The organism is Erythrobacter sp. SN021 (assembly GCF_021864455.1).
On sequence record NZ_JAKKUW010000004.1, the window covers coordinates 95,217 to 112,375 of the forward strand.

Below are 17,159 nucleotides of genomic sequence, written 5' to 3' on the forward strand. Positions count from 1 at the left end.
CCTATGGAAAAACGCGGTATCTTGCTGGCTTTACTTGTCACCGTATTGAGTGGGGGGATTGCAGCCATGATCGGCGCAGCAAGTCTCCCATCTGGTTCGCCATATTTCGACGTTCTCATCTATGGCGGGATCGCTTCTATAGCAGTCAGTGCGATGGGCCTAATGTGGCTTGCGCTCACTTCATCGAGGCCCGACCGTCAGAAGCCTGAAGAACCCGAAGAACCCGATGTACCAGACATCAGAATCAGTCAGGTGGGCGATGCCAAGATTTCAAATGTGAGATCAAATACCGGAAGGCAGTTCTTGAATGCCGACAACATTGATAAGATAAGTCTCGATAACATCAGCGTCAGGAAGGCCCGCTATGACAAAAAGGGGAAGAAAGGGGGGAGGTAATCCGCCCATGCTCTTCATATCCAACAGCACGCTAACCAGCGTGCATGGTCAGGGCATGTCGATCGATAATCCTGACCTGATCGCAAGCGTAACGAACACCACCATTCGCTCGAAGCGCGAGGCTATATATGCTCCACGGGTGGGCAGCCTGCACGTGGATGGGGTCGAAATTGCCAAGTCAATGGCAGAGCGGGAGCCAGAGCCTACGAGAGACAAGGGGTTAAAGGGCTACGTGTCCGGCTTCAGTTTCTCAAAAGGCGACGACAAGAAGGGCTAGGCCTTCTGATCTTTTCGCGGCTTTGTCAGCTTTTCCAACCGTTCCCTGAAGCGCTGTTCGTCGTCGTCGCATTCAAGTTCGCGCGCCGCATCTTTGAACTTGTCCAGTTGACTCCGCCTCATTGTGGATTCACGCTTACCGGCCATGGTCGGTAAGCCCTCAACTTTCTCTGCGTTTATTGACGAGAGCGGATGCTCTGGCGACAAATATGGGCATGGTTCGAGCACATTCCTAGCGATGGGCGCAGTTATCGTCAGGGACGAGTTTTTAGAGGATACGCTGGCGGCATTTGACGGGGCAAGGGGCGAACGCCTGCAAGAACGCGAATTTCGCAAATTCTCTGAAGAGAACGACAAAGGCCGCTTCGTTTTGAGCCAGCAAATCGCGGCCAAGAAAATCCGTACTGCCTTCGTTGCGATCCATAAGCCTTCTATGCTCGGCAGCTACATCCGGGATAACCACGCCAACGAATACAACTATCTTTTGAAGATGCTTGTGGAACGTATTTCGTGGGCGGTCAGGGACGCAGCAACGCTGCCCGGACGCCCGAACGGACCGTGCAGCCTAGTTCTTTCTGAGCAGCGAATGTGGCCGTATCCAGAAATGTTTGCCTACATCCAGAAACTGAGAGAGGGACAACATAATTGTCGGGCGCACTGGGAAGCAATTTCTGCCGACGAACCCGATGTAGTGCCCCACCAGAATGAGCAGCCAATTCACCTTGCCGATATTGCCGCATCTGCATTCGCCATGGCTATCGAGCCGAAGATGCACGGCATGACCGATGACCGGTTTTTACGACAGTTCGCGCCAACCATTTACGAAAAGCACGGTAAACGGTTTGGCCTCAAGATATTCCCAGACAAGGAGATGAAAGGCCTAGCCACCGATATCGAGAAGGTCTTGGGATAGTCTGCCCGCCCTCCGCAACCACACTCTAGCTGGGTCACATCACAGGACGGGCAGTGCCTGATCTGTCAGTCGCGAACAGACGTCTCCGACACAATTATCTTTAGGCGAAAAGACTAAAAAGTCAAGCCGAATCAGAGGTTTGGAAACCTCTGATTTGACTCGATTTTTTATTCATCGTCCACGTCCACGTCCACGTCCACGTCCACGGTCGTTGATGCCGTTGGCTTCCCGCGTGTTGTAGCGGAACTCGTACTCGGCAAGGTAGCGGTGCAGGTGATGCTCTGCGCAGTGCTGATACACGCCGCGCATACCGCGTTTGAAGATCGAGAACGCGCCCTCAACCGTGTTGGTGTGGATGGTGCGATCTTTCGGGTCCACGTACTGGTTAGCCGCGTGGGTAGCCGTGCCGTGCTCTGCAAAGTCGCGGCCGATCTTGCGGTACATCTTGGCTTCGTCCGTCATGAGACGGGCTTCGCGGCTGATGTTGCCGAGTACGATGGGGTGAATGTCCGCTGCGGTGCTGTTCGCAACGTGGAACCACTTGCTCGTGCCGCTCTCGCGGTCAATGAGGGTAACGACAGCGCGCTTGTGAGCGGTGCCGCGACGGGTAGCTACGCCGCCCTTGAAGCCGATGTAGGTTTCATCGACCTCTACAGCGCCACCGTTCGAACCGAAGGGCTGTGCAAGATCGCCCGAGCGCATCGCTTCACGGATACGGTGAGCAAGGAACCACGCGCTCTTGTAGCTGATTTCGAGAACACGGTGGAGCTGGTGGGCGCTGATGCCCTTCTTGCTCGACACGATAAGGTGAACCGCCTGGAGCATCTTCGTAAGGGGGAGGCGCGCGTGTTCGAACACAGTGCCAACCTTGACGGTGAACTGCTTGCGGCACTCGCCACACTTCTTGAGACCGTGGCGAACCTTGCCCTTGGGGTGCTTCTTGGAGGGCTTCGTGAGGACGCCGGAAAGATCGTACACGCGGCCATCGACCACGCCGCAATGCGGGCAGGTAACTCCGTTCGCCCACACGATGCCTTCAAGGAACTCATAGGCCTTGGCCTCGTCGTGAAAGTGGGGGGACGAAAGTACCGACATTTCCATTGCTCCTTACCCTTTTGGTTATAGGGCAGAAGCTTGGGTTTGTAAAGTATATAATCGCCCTTTGCTAGCCAAATAGCGTCACGATGTCAAGAGAAAAGAACCAAATAGGTTAGTTCGAAGGCGTTGCCAACAGGGTTCGCCTCGCTTAATCCCGCATGTCTCACCGGGACGCGAGGAATCACCCCCACCATGATCATGAAACCGCTGCGCGGGCTGTACGATTGGACGATGGACAAGGCCGCGCATCCGCATGCGGTGTGGTGGCTGGCCTTCTTCTGCTTCGTCGAATCCTCGTTCTTCCCGATTCCGCCGCACCCGCTGCTCGGCCTGATGTGCCTTGCCGAACCGAAGAAGGCAGTGAAGTTCGCGCTGATCGCCACGCTGGCCTCGGTGGCGGGCGCGCTGCTCGGCTATGCGATCGGCTGGGGACTCTACGACAGCGTCGGCGTGTGGCTGATTTCCTCGCTCGGCCTGACCGAGGCGTTCCCCGTCGCCGCCTGCCATTTGCGCGAATATGATTTCGAGGCGATCCTGATCGCGGGCGCGACCCCGGTGCCGTTCAAGCTGCTGACGATCACGGCCGGCTTCGTCGGGATGAACCTCGTCACCTTCGTGCTGTCCAGCCTGTTCGCCCGCGCGCTGATCTTCATGACCGTGGGGATACTGTTCCGCGTGTTCGGCGCGCCGATCAAACGGGTGATCGACAAATATCTCGGCACGGTGACGACAGCGTTCGTGATTCTCGTGGTGGGCGGGGTGGTGATCCTCACCCAGCTCGGCGGAAGCGAGGAGGGCGATACCGGCCCCTGCGCCGCCCCGCCACCGATCGAAGCGCGCTAGGCGGCGCGCCCCCGCGTCAGATAATCCCGACTTCCTTCCCGGCCTGCTCGAAGATCGAGAGGATCTCGCCGACTTCCTCTTCGCTATGTTCGGCGCAGAGCGAGCAGCGCAGCAGCGTCATATTGGCCGGAGTTGCCGGTGGGCGGGCCAGATTGACGTACAACCCACCCTTGATCAGCGCTTCCCACATGGCCGCGCCCTTCTCGAGATCGGGCATGATCACCGCGATGATCGCGCTTTGCGGCTCATCCGTGCCGAGGGTGAAGCCAAGGTCCTTCAACCCCTTGTGCAGATTGCGCGAATTCTCCCACAGATGCGCGCGCTTGTTCGACCCGTGCATCAGCTTGCGGATGCTGGTTTCGGCGGTCGCGACCACGGAGGGGGGAAGCGAGGCGGTGAAGACATAGGGGCGGCATACCAGCCGCATGATTTCGAACTTGGGGTGGTTCGAAACGCAGAAGCCGCCCACCGTTCCGACGCTCTTGGAAAAGGTGCCGATGATGAAATCGACATCGTCCATGACGCCTGCGGTTTCCACCACGCCGCGCCCGTTCTCGCCGATGAAGCCCATCGAATGCGCTTCGTCGACCAGCACCATCGCGCCGTATTTCTTGGCAATGGCAACCATTTCCTTGAGCGGCGCCACATCGCCCAGCATCGAATAGACGCCTTCGAGCACGACCAGCTTGCCCGCGTCCTCGGGAATGCGCTTGAGGCGTTTTTCCATCGCCTCGATATCGTTATGCTTGAATGGCACCACCTCGGCATTGCCCATGGCGCAGCCGTCCCAGATGCTGGCGTGGCTGTCGATGTCCAGGACGATGTAATCGCCCTTGCCGGCGATGGTCGAGATGATCCCAAGATTGGCCTGGTAGCCGGTGGAGAAGACCATCGCATGATCCATGCCGTAGAAGTCCATGAGCGCCTGCTCGACTTCCTTGTGGCCCTGATACGTGCCGTTCAGAACGCGGCTGCCCGTGGTCCCGGAGCCGAAATCGGCCAAGGCCTGCTTGCCAGCCTCGACCACGTCGGGGTCGAAGGTCATGCCCATGTAGTTATAAGTGCCAAGCAGGATCGTGTCGCGCCCGTTGCAAATCGCACGGGTGGGCGAGAGGACCTTTTCCATCACGAGATTGAAGGGGTCTTCCTGCCCGCTGGCGAGCAGCCCTTCGCGCAGAGCGATGATGTCGTCGAACTTCGAGAACAGATCCCTGCCTTCGCCTTCGATGGTTTCCGGCTGGTCCGGTTGGATGATGCCCTCGCTCATCAGTCGGCCTGGAGCTTGGTTACGGCATCCACGAGCTGGCCGTAATTCTCGATCTCGGCCTGCTGGTTCATCGAGATGATGATGTCGAATTCGTCTTCGATTTCGGCAACGAAATCCATGACGGTCAGGCTGTCGAATTCCAGATCGTTGGCGAAGGTCGTGGCTTCGGTAATGGTTACGCCCTTCTTGTTGAAGGGGGCGGCCAGTTCGCGGATCTTTGCGTCGACTTGGGCTCGGTCCATGGCGGGGCTATCCAATCCTTATGAGGCACAGGCCCGCTGGGGGCACGATGCGCAATTTGCTGCCGGGGCAAAGCGGCTTGTGGTGGCGTTTGTCAAGCGCAGCAGGCAGTGACGCCCCTGCCAAAAGCGGGCAAGCCTCTGTTCGAACGAGGGAAAGCGGACAAGTGATTTTGCCTCTGCAAAGCTGGCCCGTCTGTCGCGCTGGAGGCCTTCGCTGCCGATATGACCGCCCGCTAATCGGGCACCAAGGCGCGTACCGCCGCCATGAAAGGCCCGATGGAAACGGGCTTGGCCAGATAATCGGCCGCGCCCGCATCGCGGATCCGCTCCTCGTCGCCCTTGCCGGCATAGGCGGTAACGGCCAGTACCGGGACGTCGGCCAAGGCGCTGTCGGCCTTGAGCTGGGCAATCAGATCGATCCCGCTGATATTCGGCAACTGGATGTCCATGATAACCAGATCGGGCGCGAATCGCTTCGCCGTGGCGAGCACGTTCTGCCCATCGGCCACGGGCACCACTTCATGGCCATTGGCCTTCAACACGTCGCAGAACAGCTTACGGTTGAGATCGTTGTCCTCGACAACGAGGATTCTCTTTGCCACTTGGCGGCTCCTTCGCGTGTTTCGAAGGGGCCATATGGAAAAGCGGGAGCGCTGACAATTATTCGCGAACCATCCGGACAGGAAACGAGGACCGCCGAGGTGCTGGCGCTCGAAGCGCTCGGCTGGGCGCTGGCCGACGAGAAGCGGGCCGAGCGACTGCTCTCGCTCACCGGCCTCACTCCCGAACGGCTGAGGAACGGGTTGAGCGATCGCGGCGTTCAGGCGGCAGTGCTGGAATTTCTCGCCAATCACGAGCCCGACCTGGTGCTGGCCGCCGATGCGCTTAACACTACACCCGAGGCGCTCGCCGCTGCGGCGCGGGAGCTTGCCGCATGAGCCGTCCGTTGATCATCTCCGATTGCGACGAAGTGCTGCTGCACATGGTCTCGCCATTCCGCGACTGGCTGGCCGAGACGCAGGGCGTGGAGTTCCGGATGGAGGGCAATGATTTCTCCAAGGCGCTGCGCTGGCAGGATAGCGGCGAAGTTCTCGCGCCCGAGGAAATCTGGTCCAAGCTCGGCGGTTTCTTCGACACCGAAATGCATCGCCAGACGCCTATTTCGGGTGCCATCGAAGGGATGGCCGCGCTGCGCGAACACGCCGATGTCGTCATCCTCACCAATCTCGTCGACAAGCGGCAGCAAATGCGCCGTGCGCAATTGCTCGATCACGGGCTCGATGCACGGGTCTTCACCAATCAGGGACCCAAGGGGCCAGCGCTCCAGGCGATCCTCGAGGAATACAATCCCTCGAAAGCCATTTTCATCGACGATCTGGCGCAGCATCACCGCTCCGCGCGCGAGACCGTCGGCACCATCACCACGCTCCACCTCTGCGGCGAACCTTTGCTCGCCCCGCATATCGATTGCGCGCATAGCTCGGGTCATGCCGATGCACGGATCGATCGCTGGGATGAAGCGCTGCCGTGGCTGCTGGGCGAAATCGAGAAGGAAACCGCATGAGCATTCACGACCGTCTTCGTGCCCATGGCATCACGCTGCCCCCGGCGGCTGCGCCCGTTGCCAGCTATCAGCCCGTGGTGGTCGATGGCCACACCGCCTATGTGTCGGGCCAGCTACCCTTCATCGACGGCAAGCTGGTGACCGGCAAGCTGGGCGAGGACGTCGCGCTCGACCGGGGTATCGCCGCCGCGCGGGCCTGCGGTATGATGATCCTGTCCCAGCTCGAAGCGGCAGGGCTGATCGAACGCGTGGCGCATATGGTCAAGCTGGGCGGTTTCGTCGCGTCGATCCCCGATTTCTTCGATCAGCCCAAGGTCATCAATGGGGCCTCGGACCTGATGGTCGAGGTTTTCGGCGATCCGGGGAAACATGCGCGCAGCGCAGTGGGCGTGCCGGTCCTCCCGCTCAATGCCGCGGTCGAGGTCGATGCGATCGTTGCTCTCAAGGCTTGATCGCTTTCTCGTACCGTCACCCGACCCTGCGCGGGTTGGGTGGCTGCGCGAATGGACCTATGCGCACCGCGGCCTGCATGACGAGCTTGCTCCGGAAAACTCGCTCGCGGCTTTCGCCGGCGCACTCGAAGGCGGGATGGGCGTGGAATGCGATATCCAGCGCAGTCGCGACCATGCGGCGATGCTCATGCACGACTGGGAGCTGGACCGGCTTACCGGCGTGACCGGCCCGACCGCGTGTTATTCGGCCGAAGAGCTGGCGCGGATCGCCTATCTCGACAGCGAACACATGCTGGCGCGGCTCGACGATTTGCTGGAACTGGTGGATGGCAAGGTGCCTATCCTCGTGGAAATAAAATCGCGTCGTCGCTACGATGTCGAGGAGAGCTGCGTCGCTGTGCGCGACGCGCTGGCCGGATATGAAGGGCGCCACGCTGTGATGAGTTTCGACCCGCGCGTTTCGCGCTGGTTTCGCAGGCATTCGCCGAACACAGTGCAGGGCCTGGTCATGCGCGAGGACCATTACGGTATGACGCAGAAGGCTTGGCAACGGCATTTGGCATTGTGGTTCGCACGGCCTGAATTCATCGCCTATCACGTCGCGGCCTTGCCCAATCCGATGGTCTCCTCGCTACGCGCTGGCGGCATGCCGGTGCTCACCTGGACGGTCGATACACCGGACTTGCGCGACCATGCGCGGGTCCATGCCGACGCCCCGATCGTCGAAGGGGCCGGGGTAGCGTGAGCGATGGCGGCCTTGCCGCGCGCGTCGGCGGGTCGGTCGGCGCCTTCGACCGCGGCGAATGGAACGCGCTTGCGGGCACGGACAATCCCTTCGTCAGCCACGAATTCCTGACTGCGCTGGAAGATTCCGGCAGCGTCGGACCCGGGACCGGCTGGCAGCCGACCCCGCTGGTGATCGGCGAGGAGGGCGGGCCTTTGCTTGCCGCCATGCCAGCCTATCTCAAGGGGCACAGCCAGGGGGAATATGTTTTCGACCATGGCTGGGCCGATGCTTACGAGCGGGCCGGGGGTCATTACTACCCCAAGCTTCAGATCGCGGTGCCTTTCACGCCCGCCACCGGGCCGCGCCTGCTATTGTCTGACCAGGCCTATGCCGCGCCGCTGCTGGCGGCGGCGGAGCAATTGTGCGTGCAAAACGGCTTTTCCTCCGCGCATGCGACCTTCATCGAACCGGCCCAGCAAGCGCTGTTCGAACAGGCCGGGTGGATGCTGCGCAGCGACATCCAGTTCCACTGGCACAATCGCGGCTTTGCAAGCTTCGACGATTTCCTCGCCACGCTGGCCTCGCGCAAACGCAAGGATTTGCGCAAGGAGCGCGCCGCCGCGCAGGCCGGTGTCGACATCCTCCGCCTTCGCGGCGGGGATATCCGACTCGAGCACTGGGATGCCTTCTGGGCGTTCTACCAGGATACCGGCGCGCGCAAATGGGGCACGCCCTACCTGACGCGCGAGGCCTTCGACCTGCTGGGCGAGCGGATGGGGGAGGCATTGCTGCTGGTGCTGGCATTGCAGGATGGCGAACCCATTGCCGGGGCGCTCAATTTCATTGGTGGGGAAGCGCTATACGGGCGCTATTGGGGGTGCACGCGCGACGTGCGCTTCCTGCATTTCGAGCTATGCTACTATCAGGCGATCGACGCGGCGATCGAACTGGGTCTGTCGCGGGTGGAGGCGGGCGCGCAGGGCGGACATAAGCTGGCGCGCGGATATGAGCCGGTGGAAACGGTTTCGGCGCACTGGGTCGCCAATGTCGGCTTCCGTGAGGCAGTTGCCGATTTTCTCGACCGCGAGCGGGCCGGAGTGGCCGCGGATCGCAACTATCTCGCGACGCGCGGGCCGTTCAGAAAAGAAGGTTAGGCGACTCTGCGAGCGCCTTCGAGCAACCATTCGCGGGCACGGCGCTGGGCTTCGGCTATTTCCCGCGCGGTCATTTCATCCGAAACGTCGGCGCGGCACCAGCTTGCTTCTTCATGCCCTTTCGACGCGGCGATGTTGAACCATTTATGCGCTTCGACGAGGTCGCAGACCGCGCCGTGGCTTCCGGTCGAAAATGCGACGCCCAAGTCGTAGAGCGCGTCGATACTGCCCAATTCGTATGCGGCGAGACATTCGGCGACCAGCGCCCCGGCTTCCTCACCCTGGATGATCGTGCCGTTGCCCCCTTCGATACCGGTAAGCTGCATCGTCATTCCCCTGAAGGACCGGCATCCATCGCCGGACGTTCAAGAAGTTCACAAAGTATGGTCAATAAAAGGTTAATACACGCTCCGCTTTCTTAATCCGCGAGCGAATAAACGCATATCTGCCACGGGCGGCGGGCATTTGCGCGGCTTACCGGATTGACGCTTGTGCCGTGGGTGGCGCTTGCCTATAGGCTCGCGCCGAGCGGGTCATACGGGGCACCGGGAAAATCCGGGCCTGCGGGACGGCGGTGGTCCGATGTCTCAATTCGACCAGGATGAGAGGGTCCTCAATGGCCTCTGTGGCAAACGAAAAGCAAAGACTAGCCAAGGCGCGCGCCGCAATCGGCGACGACTACGTTCCCGACGAAAACGAAGAATACATGAACGAACGGCAGCAGGAATACTTTCGTATCCTCCTGCTCGACTGGAAAAAATCGATTCATGATGCCGCCGGGCAGACGTTGCAGTCGCTGCAGGACGGTCCGATCCGCGAACCCGATCTGAACGACCGCGCATCCTCGGAAACCGATTGGGGGATCGAACTGCGCACGCGCGACCGCCAGCGCAAGCTGATCTCCAAGATCGACGCGGCGCTGCGGCGCATCGACGAGGGCGAATACGGCTGGTGCGAGGTGACGGGTGATCCGATCGGCCTCAGGCGGCTTATTGCCCGCCCGGTCGCGACGATGACCGTCGAGGCGCAGGAAGCCCACGAACGGAGGGAAAAGATCTCGCGCGACGATTGAACGCGCGATAACGGATTTTTTAGGTCTGTCGCTTAACGTCGCTTGGCGCCGGGACTCGCCCGGAGCCGGGCCTGAACGGAATACGTCAAGGATGCGATGAACGCCATGTCTTCGGTCGAGACGCGCAATGTTGCTCGCGACAGCCTGTTCCTCTTTGCCGAGCTGACCTTCGAGGGTCGGCCGGAGGCGATCCGGGTCAAGGTGCGCAATCTTTCCGCGGGCGGATTGATGGCCGAGGGTGCCGGTATCGCCGTATCGCGTGGAGACCGGCTGAAGTTCAACTTGCGCAATGTCGGTATGGTGAAAGGCAATGTCGCCTGGGTACAGGATGCGCGCTTCGGCGTGTCCTTCGAAAGCGACATCGATCCCAAGGTGGTTCGTGCACCCGTCGGGGCCACGCGGGAAGCGCAAACCGGCGTGCCGGGGGTCGGTGTGGCTTCGGCTTTCTCTCCCGAGGAACGACGCCTTCGCAATCTTTGAACTGTACGGCTGACGTCGGTCCCGCAGGCTGCTAACCGGCAGTCATGCGCCCTTGGTTCCTCGCCTTCCTGTCCGCCTGTCTGGCCGCCTGCGGTACAGGCGCGGACGATGGCATAATCGATGTTGCTTTCATTGCCGAGCCCGAAGATCTGCAGGCCGAGGGTGTGCGGCTGAGCAATGCGGGCCAGCACCTGCGCGCGGCGCTTTCCCCCGGTCTGGTGCGGATCGACTCGCGCGGGGAAGTGGTTCCCGGCGTTGCCGAGCGGTGGATCGTGACCGATGACGGCGCGAGCTATATTTTCCGCATCAACGAATTCGATCTAAGCGATGGTACAAGGCTGACGGCGCAAGTGGTCCGCGACGCCCTTCAGCGTCGGCTGCGTCAGCTCGATGGGACGACGCTCGGCTTCGATCTGGCCAAGATCCGGGACATTCGCGCGATGACCGGTCGTGTCATCGAAATCCGGCTGACTAGTCCGATGCCCGACTTTCTGCAGCTCTTGGCGCAACCCGAACTCGGAATCGGTTTCGGCGAAGGCGGGGCTGGCCTGATGACGCTCGTTACGGCCGGGGATGTGATGGCGCTCAGGCCCCTGCCTCCGGAACGACGCGGATTGCCGGAACAGCCCGGATGGGAAGACATCGTGCGCGAAGTGCGGCTGCATGCTGTCGACGCGGAGCGGGCCGCCGACGGCTTTTCGCAGGGCGATTTCGACCTCGTGCTTGGGGGACGGCTGGCGAACTTGCCGCTGGCGAACACCGGCCCCCTGTCGCGCGGAAATGTTCGCCTGGATGCGGCCATTGGATTGCTTGGCCTCGATGTCCACAATCCTCGGGGTTTTCTCGCCACGAGCGCCAATCGCGAGGCGCTTGCCATGGCCATCGACCGGACCGATCTCATGGCGCCGTTCAATATCGGCGGCTGGATTCCGTCGACCCGGATCGTGCCCGTCGCCCTGTCCGGCGCGCAGGAAACACCCGAAGAGCGATGGGCTGCGCTCACGCTGGAACAGCGGCGCGGCGAGGCAAGCCAGCGGGTTGCGCGGTGGCGTTCGCAAAGCGGGCAGGAAGCGCAGGTGGCCATCCATCTGCCGCCCGGTCCGGGCTCGGACCTGTTGTTCGAAGGGCTGGCCGATGACCTTGCTGCCATCGGTGTGTCCGCCACGCGCGTCGAAACACTGTCTGCCGCCGATCTCGCCCTGCGCGACCGTGTAGCGCGCTATGCCTCGCCGCGCTGGTTCCTCAACCAGTTCAATTGCGGGATTCGGCAGGCGCAGTGCAGCGAAGATGCGGACTACCTCGTCTCGCTCGCGCTCGATGCCCGCGACGGGACCGAGGAGGCTTCCTATCTCCACGAAGCGGAGAACACGCTTCTGGCAACGAATCTTTACATCCCGCTGGGTGCGCCGATCCGCTGGTCGCTGGTACGCGCGGACATCGACGCCTTCAGCGAAAACCCGTGGAACATCCATCCCTTGTTCCCGCTCTCCCGCGCCCCCATCTAGCGGATATGGAAGACCCGAATCGTCCGAGACCCATGGGGATCGACGTGCCTACCGGCACCGATCCGGTTTCGATCCGCAAGCGGATCGAGGCGATGGAACACCTGCTCGAACGCAGCATGGTGGTGCCGGGTACGAATTATCCGATCGGCCTCGACACGATCATCGGGTTTGTACCCGTGGTCGGTGATATCGTGACGGCCGTCATGGGCGCTTACATCGTTTGGGAAGCCAGGAACCTTGGTCTGCCGCGGTGGAAGCTGTGGCGGATGATCGGCAATATTGCGATCGACGGCGCGGTGGGCGCGGTGCCGGTGGTCGGCGACGCGTTCGACGTGGTCTATCGCTCGAACACCAAGAACCTGCGGATCGTGAAGAAGCACCTAGACAAGCATCACCCGCAAACACGGGTGATCGAGGGTTAGGGTAGGGAACTAGTTTCATCGGCGACCAATGCGCGCTAGGGCTGTGCGCATGACATCCGATGTTACCTATTCCAGCTATCTCGATCTTGACCGCATCCTTTCGGCGCAGCACCCGGCGTCCGACGCACATGACGAGATGCTGTTCATCGTCGTCCACCAGGCGAGCGAGCTGTGGCTCAAACTGTGTCTGCACGAGCTGACCGAGGCACGCGAATGCATCCGGCAGGACCGGCTGCGGCCTTCGTTCAAGATGCTCGCCCGCGTGGCACGCGCGCAGGGGCAGTTGATTCAAAGCTGGGACGTGCTGAGCACGATGACCCCGCACGACTATTCGACCATCCGCCCGCATCTCGGCGGGTCGAGCGGGTTCCAGAGCGCGCAGTACCGCATGATGGAATTCCTGCTTGGCGGGCGCAATCCGGACATGATCACCATGCACGAGGCGACGCCCGAAGTGGCGGAAGCCCTGCGCGAAGAGCTGGCGAAAAAATCGATCTATGCCGAGGCTGTCGCGCTGCTCGCGCGGCGCGGTTTGGCCATTCCGCAAGAGATACTCGAGCGCCCGGTCGGCGAACGATGGACCCACTCGTCCGAGGTCGAGGCAGCCTGGGCCGAGGTCTATCGTGACCCGAAGACATATTGGGACCTTTACGAACTGGCCGAAAAGCTGGTGGATCTCGAATACCACTTCCAGCGCTGGCGTTTCGGCCATCTGAAAACGGTCGAGCGGATCATCGGCTTCAAAAAGGGCACCGGCGGAACGCCGGGTGTGCCCTATCTCGCGGGCGTATTGAAAGCGGCGTTCTTTCCAGAATTGCTGAGCGTGAGGACCGCGCTGTGAGTTCCTGGCGGTCCGATCGGCGCATCTGGGATATTTCGCAGACATTGCGCCCCACCAACGAGCAAGGGGGCCTGCCGGTCTGGCCTGGCGATACGCAATTCGCCTTCGAACGAACGTGGACAATGGAGGACGGCTCGCCGGTCAATGTCGGGCGGATGACGATGAGCACCCATTCGGGCACGCATGGCGATGCGCCGCTCCACTATTCGCAGACCGCGCCCGATATCGCGAGTGTCGCGCTCGATCCCTATCTTGGCGAGTGCCTGGTGATCGATGCCACCGACGTGAGCGGTGGAGCGATCTCGGTCGGCGATCTCCCGCATATCGAAAGCGCCGATCGGGTGCTGTTCCGCACCTTCGCCCGCTTTCCACATGACGAATGGGATGGCGACTTCACCGCCATTGATGCCGAAACGATCGAATGGCTCGCATTTCAGGGGGTGAAGCTGGTCGGGACCGATGCGCCCAGTGTCGACCCGCAGGAATCGAAGACGATGGACGCCCATAAGGCCGTGCTGAAGCACGATATGCGCATCCTCGAAGGGCTGGTGCTCGATGGCGTATCCGAGGGGCGCTACGAACTGATCGCCTTGCCGCTCAAGATCGCGGGCGGCGATGCCGGCCTCACCCGCGCGATTCTGCGAGAGCTTCCCGATGCTTGAGCGCGCAAAATGTCTCGACGCGGGCGATCCGTTGGAGGAATTTCGGGAGCGCTTCGATGTACCGGAAGGGGTGATTTACCTCGATGGCAATTCCCTTGGCTGCCTTCCCAAAGCGACGCCCGAGCGTCTGGAGCAGGTGGTTCGCGAAGAGTGGGGGCGGAACCTCATCCGGAGCTGGAACTCGGCGGGCTGGATCGATCTTTCCAGCAAGATCGGCACCAAGATCGCACCGCTGATCGGGGCGCGGGCAGACGAAGTCATCGCCTGCGATTCCACCAGCATAAACCTGTTCAAGTTGATCTCCGCCGCGCTTGCCATGCGTCCTGGGAGAAAGGTCGTGCTCAGCGAACCGGGCAACTTCCCGACCGATCTCTACATGATCGAAGGGCTGGAACGGCAGGGTCTTGCCGAGCGACGATTGGCCCCGCGCGAAGCATTGGCGGACGCGCTCGACGGGGATGTCGCCCTCCTTCTTCTCACCCACACACACTACAAAACGGGCGAGCTGTTCGACATGGCTGCCCTTACGCACGCCGCGCATGAAGCCGGCGCGCTGGTGCTGTGGGACCTGTCGCATTCGGGCGGCGCCTTGCCGGTGGATCTGAATGGCTGCGAAGCGGATTTCGCGGTCGGCTGCGGGTACAAATATTTCAATGGCGGCCCTGGCGCGCCGGCCTATGCCTTCGTCGCCGAAAGGCACCTGAAGGCCGCGCGGCAACCGCTGACCGGCTGGATGGGCCATGCCGCCCCCTTTGCCTTCAGCGACGATTACAAGGCAGCGCCCGGCGTGGAAAAACTGCTTTGCGGGACGCCTCCGATCCTCGGCCTCGCCGCCCTAGAAGTCGGCGTCGATCTTGTTGCGGAAATCGGCGTGGACCGGCTATACGAGAAATCGCAGGCCCTGTCCGAGTTCTTTCGCCAGTGCTTGTCGGAACGTGGAGTCGTTCTCGATCTCGTCAGCCCGACCGATCCCGATGCGCGCGGCAGCCAGCTCTCCTTCCGCCACGATGAGGCCTACGCCATCTGCCAGGCGCTGATCGCGCGCGGCGTGATCGGCGATTTCCGCGATCCCGATATCCTGCGCTTCGGCTTCGCCCCCGCCTACCTGCGCTTCGAGCACATGGCGGAGGCCGCAAGGCACCTCGCCGAAGTGCTGGAAACCGGAGAGTGGCAGTGTGCCGAATTCCGCCAGCGGGCGGCGGTTACATGACTGGGAAGGTAATTTCTGAGAGCCGGCTTGTGATGTTCCTCTTCGCACTCGTAGGCGCGGGGGCAATCTACTGGGCCATGGAGGGTGATTTTACCTCATATCGCACTCGAGGACGAGAACCGTTGGTTTTCCTGAGCGGTGGGTTCATTCTTATGGTCGGTTTCCTGCGAGGAGTCCGTCCAACCACAATTCGAATACAAGCCGACGGGCTCAATATTCGCCGCCCCATTCGTCGCCCGCTTTACATCCCTTGGGGCTCTGTTGGCGGTTTTTACGAAAAGTACCCTGGCGGCATTGGCATCAATCTATCGGCATCGGTCGATGGCCACGGAATGGAACGAGGCATGGGCAACGATGGGGATGAATTCTTTCTGTTCGGCTATTGGCGAGCGCGATCAGAGTTGGTCGGCGAACTCAACTCGCTAGCCGCTGATCACGCCTCCAGTTCGATGTCCCAATAGAGCCAGTCCCGCCAGGTTTCGTGAAGGTAGTTCGGCGGGAACTGCTTGCCGTGTTGTTGCAATTGCCAATGCGTCGGGCGGATCGGTTTGGTGTAGAGCTGCATCCCGGCCTGCTTCGGCGTGCGGCCGCCCTTTTTCATGTTGCAGGGCGCGCAGGCCGTGGCGATGTTCTCCCATGTGGTCTTGCCGCCGAGGCGCCGCGGGACGACATGATCGAAGGTGAGGTTGTGCATGTCGCCGCAGAACTGGCAGCTGAAGCGGTCGCGCAGGAACACGTTGAAGCGCGTGAAGGCGGGAAACTCGCTCGGTTTCACATATTGCTTCAGCGCGATCACGCTGGGGATCTTCATATCGAGCGAGGGTGAATGCACCTCGCGGTCATAGGTCGAAATCACGTCGACCCGATCGAGGAAGATGGCCTTGATCGCGGTCTGCCAGGGCCACAGGCTCAGCGGGTAATAGGAGAGGGGGGTGTAATCGGCATTGAGGACGAGCGAAGGGCACGACTGCAGATTGCGCGTCGGATCTTCCTCGGTACTTCGGAACCTAGCGGCCCGTTCCAGCAGTTCGGCCTTGAACACCTGTGCGTCCCTCCCGATAGCTTCGAGAATGCATTTGCAAGGTAAAGCGTCAAGACTGTTACAGACAGGCTATCCACAGCCTTTCCACCGACTCGCTGCCTTTCACAGCAAGCGGAGCGCGGATGCGGCGGCTGGATCATGGTGATTACGCGGTTCGCGCCCAGCCCCAATGGCCCGCTGCATCTCGGCCATGCCTATTCGGCGATCGTCGCGCATGATCTGGCGCGCGAAGCTGGCGGCCGGTTCCTGCTGCGGATCGAGGATATCGACGGACCGCGATCGCGCCCCGAGCTTGCCGACGAGTTTCGCCGCGATCTCGAATGGCTGGGGCTCGAATGGGAAGAGGTTCCCGCGCAATCGACCCGGCTGACAACTTACGACAGGGCCGCAAACGAATTGCTCCGGCGCGGCTATCTCTATCCCTGCACCTGTACTCGGGCGGAAATCGAGGCACTGGAGCCGCGGCTGGGTTCGCAGGGCGCGATCTATCCGGGCACCTGCAAGGGGCGCCTGCTCGATCCCGCCAAACCTGCCGCACTGCGGCTCGATGTCGATCGCGCCTTGGCAGAGGCAGGGGAGCTGGTTTGGGTAGACGAGCTCGCGGGGCCGCAGATCGCCGATCCGCGCGAGGCGGGCGATGTGGTGATCGTGCGCAAGGATGCGCCGGCGAGCTATCATCTCGCCGCGACGCTCGACGATGCGGCTGACGGGGTGACGCTGGTGACGCGCGGGGCCGATCTGTTTCCCGCAACGCATATACACCGGCTGCTGCAGGCGCTTCTCTGCCTGCCGGTGCCGCGCTGGCATCACCATGGGTTGCTGCTCGATCGGAGCGGGCAGAAGCTCGCCAAGCGCCGCGGATCGGGTGCTTCTGGCCTCGGGCTGGCGGACCGGCGACAGGGCGGGGAGAACGGACTGTTGCTTGCAGAACAACTGCGCTTGCATAGATTTCCGGCTGGTATTTCCCTGCTGAACGCCTAAACCCGCTGGGCT

At 61.6% G+C, this 17,159-nt stretch carries 25 protein-coding genes; 18 read left to right on the plus strand and 7 right to left on the minus strand.

Features of this window, described 5'->3' with window-relative positions:
• Positions 1-3: 3 nt before the first annotated feature.
• On the plus strand, positions 4-396 hold the full coding sequence (locus L5849_RS10710; protein ID WP_236925556.1) for a hypothetical protein: 393 nt from the start codon (positions 4-6) through the stop codon (positions 394-396).
• A 7-nt stretch (positions 397-403) separates the two neighbouring features.
• On the plus strand, positions 404-673 hold the full coding sequence (locus L5849_RS10715; RefSeq protein WP_236925557.1) for a hypothetical protein: 270 nt from the start codon (positions 404-406) through the stop codon (positions 671-673).
• Here L5849_RS10715 and L5849_RS10720 read toward each other — a convergent pair.
• The gene (locus tag L5849_RS10720) at positions 670-819 is read right to left on the minus strand and encodes a hypothetical protein (protein ID WP_236925558.1); all 150 of its coding nucleotides are present in this window, start codon (positions 817-819) and stop codon (positions 670-672) included. The genes L5849_RS10715 and L5849_RS10720 overlap by 4 nt on opposite strands.
• Between L5849_RS10720 and L5849_RS10725 the strand changes: the two genes are divergently transcribed.
• On the plus strand, positions 818-1,585 hold the full coding sequence (locus tag L5849_RS10725; RefSeq protein WP_236925559.1) for a DUF3800 domain-containing protein: 768 nt from the start codon (positions 818-820) through the stop codon (positions 1,583-1,585). The two genes, L5849_RS10720 and L5849_RS10725, sit on opposite strands and share 2 nt — an antisense overlap.
• 171 nt (positions 1,586-1,756) lie before the next feature.
• Here L5849_RS10725 and L5849_RS10730 read toward each other — a convergent pair whose 3' ends face one another.
• Entirely contained in the window at positions 1,757-2,680 is a 924-nt protein-coding gene (locus L5849_RS10730; protein ID WP_236925560.1) for an IS1595 family transposase, read from the minus strand.
• 195 nt (positions 2,681-2,875) lie between these two features.
• Between L5849_RS10730 and L5849_RS10735 the strand changes: the two genes are divergently transcribed.
• On the plus strand, positions 2,876-3,526 hold the full coding sequence (locus tag L5849_RS10735; RefSeq protein WP_115415708.1) for a YqaA family protein: 651 nt from the start codon (positions 2,876-2,878) through the stop codon (positions 3,524-3,526).
• A gap of 16 nt (positions 3,527-3,542) precedes the next feature.
• Here the strand turns inward: L5849_RS10735 and L5849_RS10740 are convergent, their stop codons facing one another.
• The 3 genes from L5849_RS10740 to L5849_RS10750 all read right to left on the minus strand — a co-directional run bounded on the left by L5849_RS10740 (position 3,543) and on the right by L5849_RS10750 (position 5,637).
• Positions 3,543-4,793: an aminotransferase class I/II-fold pyridoxal phosphate-dependent enzyme gene (locus L5849_RS10740; RefSeq protein ID WP_236925561.1), complete on the minus strand. Its 1,251-nt coding sequence runs from the start codon at positions 4,791-4,793 to the stop codon at positions 3,543-3,545.
• Entirely contained in the window at positions 4,793-5,035 is a 243-nt protein-coding gene (locus L5849_RS10745; protein WP_115415710.1) for an acyl carrier protein, read from the minus strand. The genes L5849_RS10740 and L5849_RS10745 overlap by 1 nt, the downstream gene beginning before the upstream one ends.
• Positions 5,036-5,268: 233 nt before the next feature.
• Positions 5,269-5,637 carry a response regulator gene (locus L5849_RS10750; RefSeq protein ID WP_236925562.1) on the minus strand — a complete coding sequence of 123 codons (369 nt, stop codon included), beginning with the start codon at positions 5,635-5,637 and terminating at the stop codon, positions 5,269-5,271.
• Between the two features lie 102 nt (positions 5,638-5,739).
• On the opposite strand from L5849_RS10750, the gene L5849_RS10755 reads away from it, so the two are divergent.
• From L5849_RS10755 to L5849_RS10775, 5 genes are read left to right on the plus strand one after another with little or no spacing between them, the layout of a single operon-like run.
• Positions 5,740-5,973, plus strand: a complete 234-nt coding sequence (locus L5849_RS10755; protein ID WP_236925685.1) for a DUF3572 family protein — start codon at positions 5,740-5,742, stop codon at positions 5,971-5,973.
• Entirely contained in the window at positions 5,970-6,599 is a 630-nt protein-coding gene (locus L5849_RS10760; RefSeq protein WP_236925563.1) for an HAD family hydrolase, read from the plus strand. The genes L5849_RS10755 and L5849_RS10760 overlap by 4 nt, the downstream gene beginning before the upstream one ends.
• Positions 6,596-7,051 (plus strand): RidA family protein, encoded by a 456-nt coding sequence (locus tag L5849_RS10765; RefSeq protein ID WP_115415713.1) that lies wholly within the window; start codon positions 6,596-6,598, stop codon positions 7,049-7,051. Before L5849_RS10760 ends, L5849_RS10765 begins: the two co-directional genes overlap by 4 nt.
• Positions 7,026-7,796 (plus strand): glycerophosphodiester phosphodiesterase family protein, encoded by a 771-nt coding sequence (locus L5849_RS10770; protein WP_115415714.1) that lies wholly within the window; start codon positions 7,026-7,028, stop codon positions 7,794-7,796. Before L5849_RS10765 ends, L5849_RS10770 begins: the two co-directional genes overlap by 26 nt.
• Positions 7,793-8,932, plus strand: a complete 1,140-nt coding sequence (locus L5849_RS10775) for a GNAT family N-acetyltransferase (RefSeq protein ID WP_236925564.1) — start codon at positions 7,793-7,795, stop codon at positions 8,930-8,932. The genes L5849_RS10770 and L5849_RS10775 overlap by 4 nt, the downstream gene beginning before the upstream one ends.
• Here the strand turns inward: L5849_RS10775 and L5849_RS10780 are convergent.
• On the minus strand, positions 8,929-9,258 hold the full coding sequence (locus L5849_RS10780) for a sel1 repeat family protein (protein ID WP_115417767.1): 330 nt from the start codon (positions 9,256-9,258) through the stop codon (positions 8,929-8,931). The two genes, L5849_RS10775 and L5849_RS10780, sit on opposite strands and share 4 nt — an antisense overlap.
• Positions 9,259-9,548: 290 nt before the next feature.
• On the opposite strand from L5849_RS10780, the gene dksA reads away from it, so the two are divergent.
• From dksA to L5849_RS10820, 8 genes are all read left to right on the plus strand, one after another.
• Positions 9,549-10,004 (plus strand): RNA polymerase-binding protein DksA, encoded by a 456-nt coding sequence (dksA, locus tag L5849_RS10785; RefSeq protein ID WP_115415716.1) that lies wholly within the window; start codon positions 9,549-9,551, stop codon positions 10,002-10,004.
• A gap of 96 nt (positions 10,005-10,100) precedes the next feature.
• A complete protein-coding gene (locus L5849_RS10790) occupies positions 10,101-10,484 on the plus strand; it encodes a PilZ domain-containing protein (protein WP_236925565.1) in 384 nt (127 codons plus the stop codon).
• A 44-nt stretch (positions 10,485-10,528) separates the two neighbouring features.
• A complete protein-coding gene (locus tag L5849_RS10795) occupies positions 10,529-11,989 on the plus strand; it encodes an ABC transporter substrate-binding protein (RefSeq protein ID WP_236925566.1) in 1,461 nt (486 codons plus the stop codon).
• 5 nt (positions 11,990-11,994) lie between these two features.
• Entirely contained in the window at positions 11,995-12,411 is a 417-nt protein-coding gene (locus tag L5849_RS10800) for a DUF4112 domain-containing protein (protein WP_236925567.1), read from the plus strand.
• Positions 12,412-12,460: 49 nt separating this feature from the next.
• Positions 12,461-13,252, plus strand: coding sequence for a tryptophan 2,3-dioxygenase (locus tag L5849_RS10805; protein WP_236925568.1), 792 nt, complete (start codon positions 12,461-12,463; stop codon positions 13,250-13,252).
• On the plus strand, positions 13,249-13,914 hold the full coding sequence (gene kynB, locus L5849_RS10810; RefSeq protein WP_368735735.1) for an arylformamidase: 666 nt from the start codon (positions 13,249-13,251) through the stop codon (positions 13,912-13,914). Before L5849_RS10805 ends, kynB begins: the two co-directional genes overlap by 4 nt.
• Positions 13,907-15,124, plus strand: a complete 1,218-nt coding sequence (kynU, locus tag L5849_RS10815) for a kynureninase (RefSeq protein ID WP_236925569.1) — start codon at positions 13,907-13,909, stop codon at positions 15,122-15,124. Before kynB ends, kynU begins: the two co-directional genes overlap by 8 nt.
• A complete protein-coding gene (locus L5849_RS10820; RefSeq protein ID WP_236925570.1) occupies positions 15,121-15,585 on the plus strand; it encodes a hypothetical protein in 465 nt (154 codons plus the stop codon). Before kynU ends, L5849_RS10820 begins: the two co-directional genes overlap by 4 nt.
• On the opposite strand, the gene L5849_RS10825 is transcribed toward L5849_RS10820, so the two are convergent.
• Positions 15,558-16,166, minus strand: coding sequence for an HNH endonuclease (locus tag L5849_RS10825; RefSeq protein WP_115415721.1), 609 nt, complete (start codon positions 16,164-16,166; stop codon positions 15,558-15,560). The two genes, L5849_RS10820 and L5849_RS10825, sit on opposite strands and share 28 nt — an antisense overlap.
• A gap of 138 nt (positions 16,167-16,304) precedes the next feature.
• Between L5849_RS10825 and gluQRS the strand changes: the two genes are divergently transcribed.
• A complete protein-coding gene (gene gluQRS, locus L5849_RS10830; RefSeq protein WP_236925571.1) occupies positions 16,305-17,147 on the plus strand; it encodes a tRNA glutamyl-Q(34) synthetase GluQRS in 843 nt (280 codons plus the stop codon).
• Positions 17,148-17,159 lie beyond the last annotated feature (12 nt).

Bases quoted from the DNA above. Each gene is read 5' to 3' on its own strand.
- L5849_RS10715 (WP_236925557.1), top strand. From the start codon at position 404: ATGCTCTTCATATCCAACAGCACGCTAACCAGCGTGCATGGTCAGGGC.
- L5849_RS10800 (WP_236925567.1), top strand. From the start codon at position 11,995: ATGGAAGACCCGAATCGTCCGAGACCCATGGGGATCGACGTGCCTACC.
- L5849_RS10720 (WP_236925558.1), bottom strand. From the start codon at position 819: ATGGCCGGTAAGCGTGAATCCACAATGAGGCGGAGTCAACTGGACAAG.
- L5849_RS10805 (WP_236925568.1), top strand. From the start codon at position 12,461: ATGACATCCGATGTTACCTATTCCAGCTATCTCGATCTTGACCGCATC.
- dksA (WP_115415716.1), top strand. From the start codon at position 9,549: ATGGCCTCTGTGGCAAACGAAAAGCAAAGACTAGCCAAGGCGCGCGCC.
- L5849_RS10795 (WP_236925566.1), top strand. From the start codon at position 10,529: ATGCGCCCTTGGTTCCTCGCCTTCCTGTCCGCCTGTCTGGCCGCCTGC.
- L5849_RS10820 (WP_236925570.1), top strand. From the start codon at position 15,121: ATGACTGGGAAGGTAATTTCTGAGAGCCGGCTTGTGATGTTCCTCTTC.
- L5849_RS10735 (WP_115415708.1), top strand. From the start codon at position 2,876: ATGATCATGAAACCGCTGCGCGGGCTGTACGATTGGACGATGGACAAG.
- L5849_RS10780 (WP_115417767.1), bottom strand. From the start codon at position 9,258: ATGCAGCTTACCGGTATCGAAGGGGGCAACGGCACGATCATCCAGGGT.
- L5849_RS10765 (WP_115415713.1), top strand. From the start codon at position 6,596: ATGAGCATTCACGACCGTCTTCGTGCCCATGGCATCACGCTGCCCCCG.
- L5849_RS10790 (WP_236925565.1), top strand. From the start codon at position 10,101: ATGAACGCCATGTCTTCGGTCGAGACGCGCAATGTTGCTCGCGACAGC.
- L5849_RS10760 (WP_236925563.1), top strand. From the start codon at position 5,970: ATGAGCCGTCCGTTGATCATCTCCGATTGCGACGAAGTGCTGCTGCAC.
- gluQRS (WP_236925571.1), top strand. From the start codon at position 16,305: ATGGTGATTACGCGGTTCGCGCCCAGCCCCAATGGCCCGCTGCATCTC.
- L5849_RS10770 (WP_115415714.1), top strand. From the start codon at position 7,026: ATGCGATCGTTGCTCTCAAGGCTTGATCGCTTTCTCGTACCGTCACCC.
- L5849_RS10730 (WP_236925560.1), bottom strand. From the start codon at position 2,680: ATGTCGGTACTTTCGTCCCCCCACTTTCACGACGAGGCCAAGGCCTAT.
- L5849_RS10745 (WP_115415710.1), bottom strand. From the start codon at position 5,035: ATGGACCGAGCCCAAGTCGACGCAAAGATCCGCGAACTGGCCGCCCCC.
- L5849_RS10710 (WP_236925556.1), top strand. From the start codon at position 4: ATGGAAAAACGCGGTATCTTGCTGGCTTTACTTGTCACCGTATTGAGT.
- kynU (WP_236925569.1), top strand. From the start codon at position 13,907: ATGCTTGAGCGCGCAAAATGTCTCGACGCGGGCGATCCGTTGGAGGAA.
- L5849_RS10725 (WP_236925559.1), top strand. From the start codon at position 818: ATGGTCGGTAAGCCCTCAACTTTCTCTGCGTTTATTGACGAGAGCGGA.
- L5849_RS10740 (WP_236925561.1), bottom strand. From the start codon at position 4,793: ATGAGCGAGGGCATCATCCAACCGGACCAGCCGGAAACCATCGAAGGC.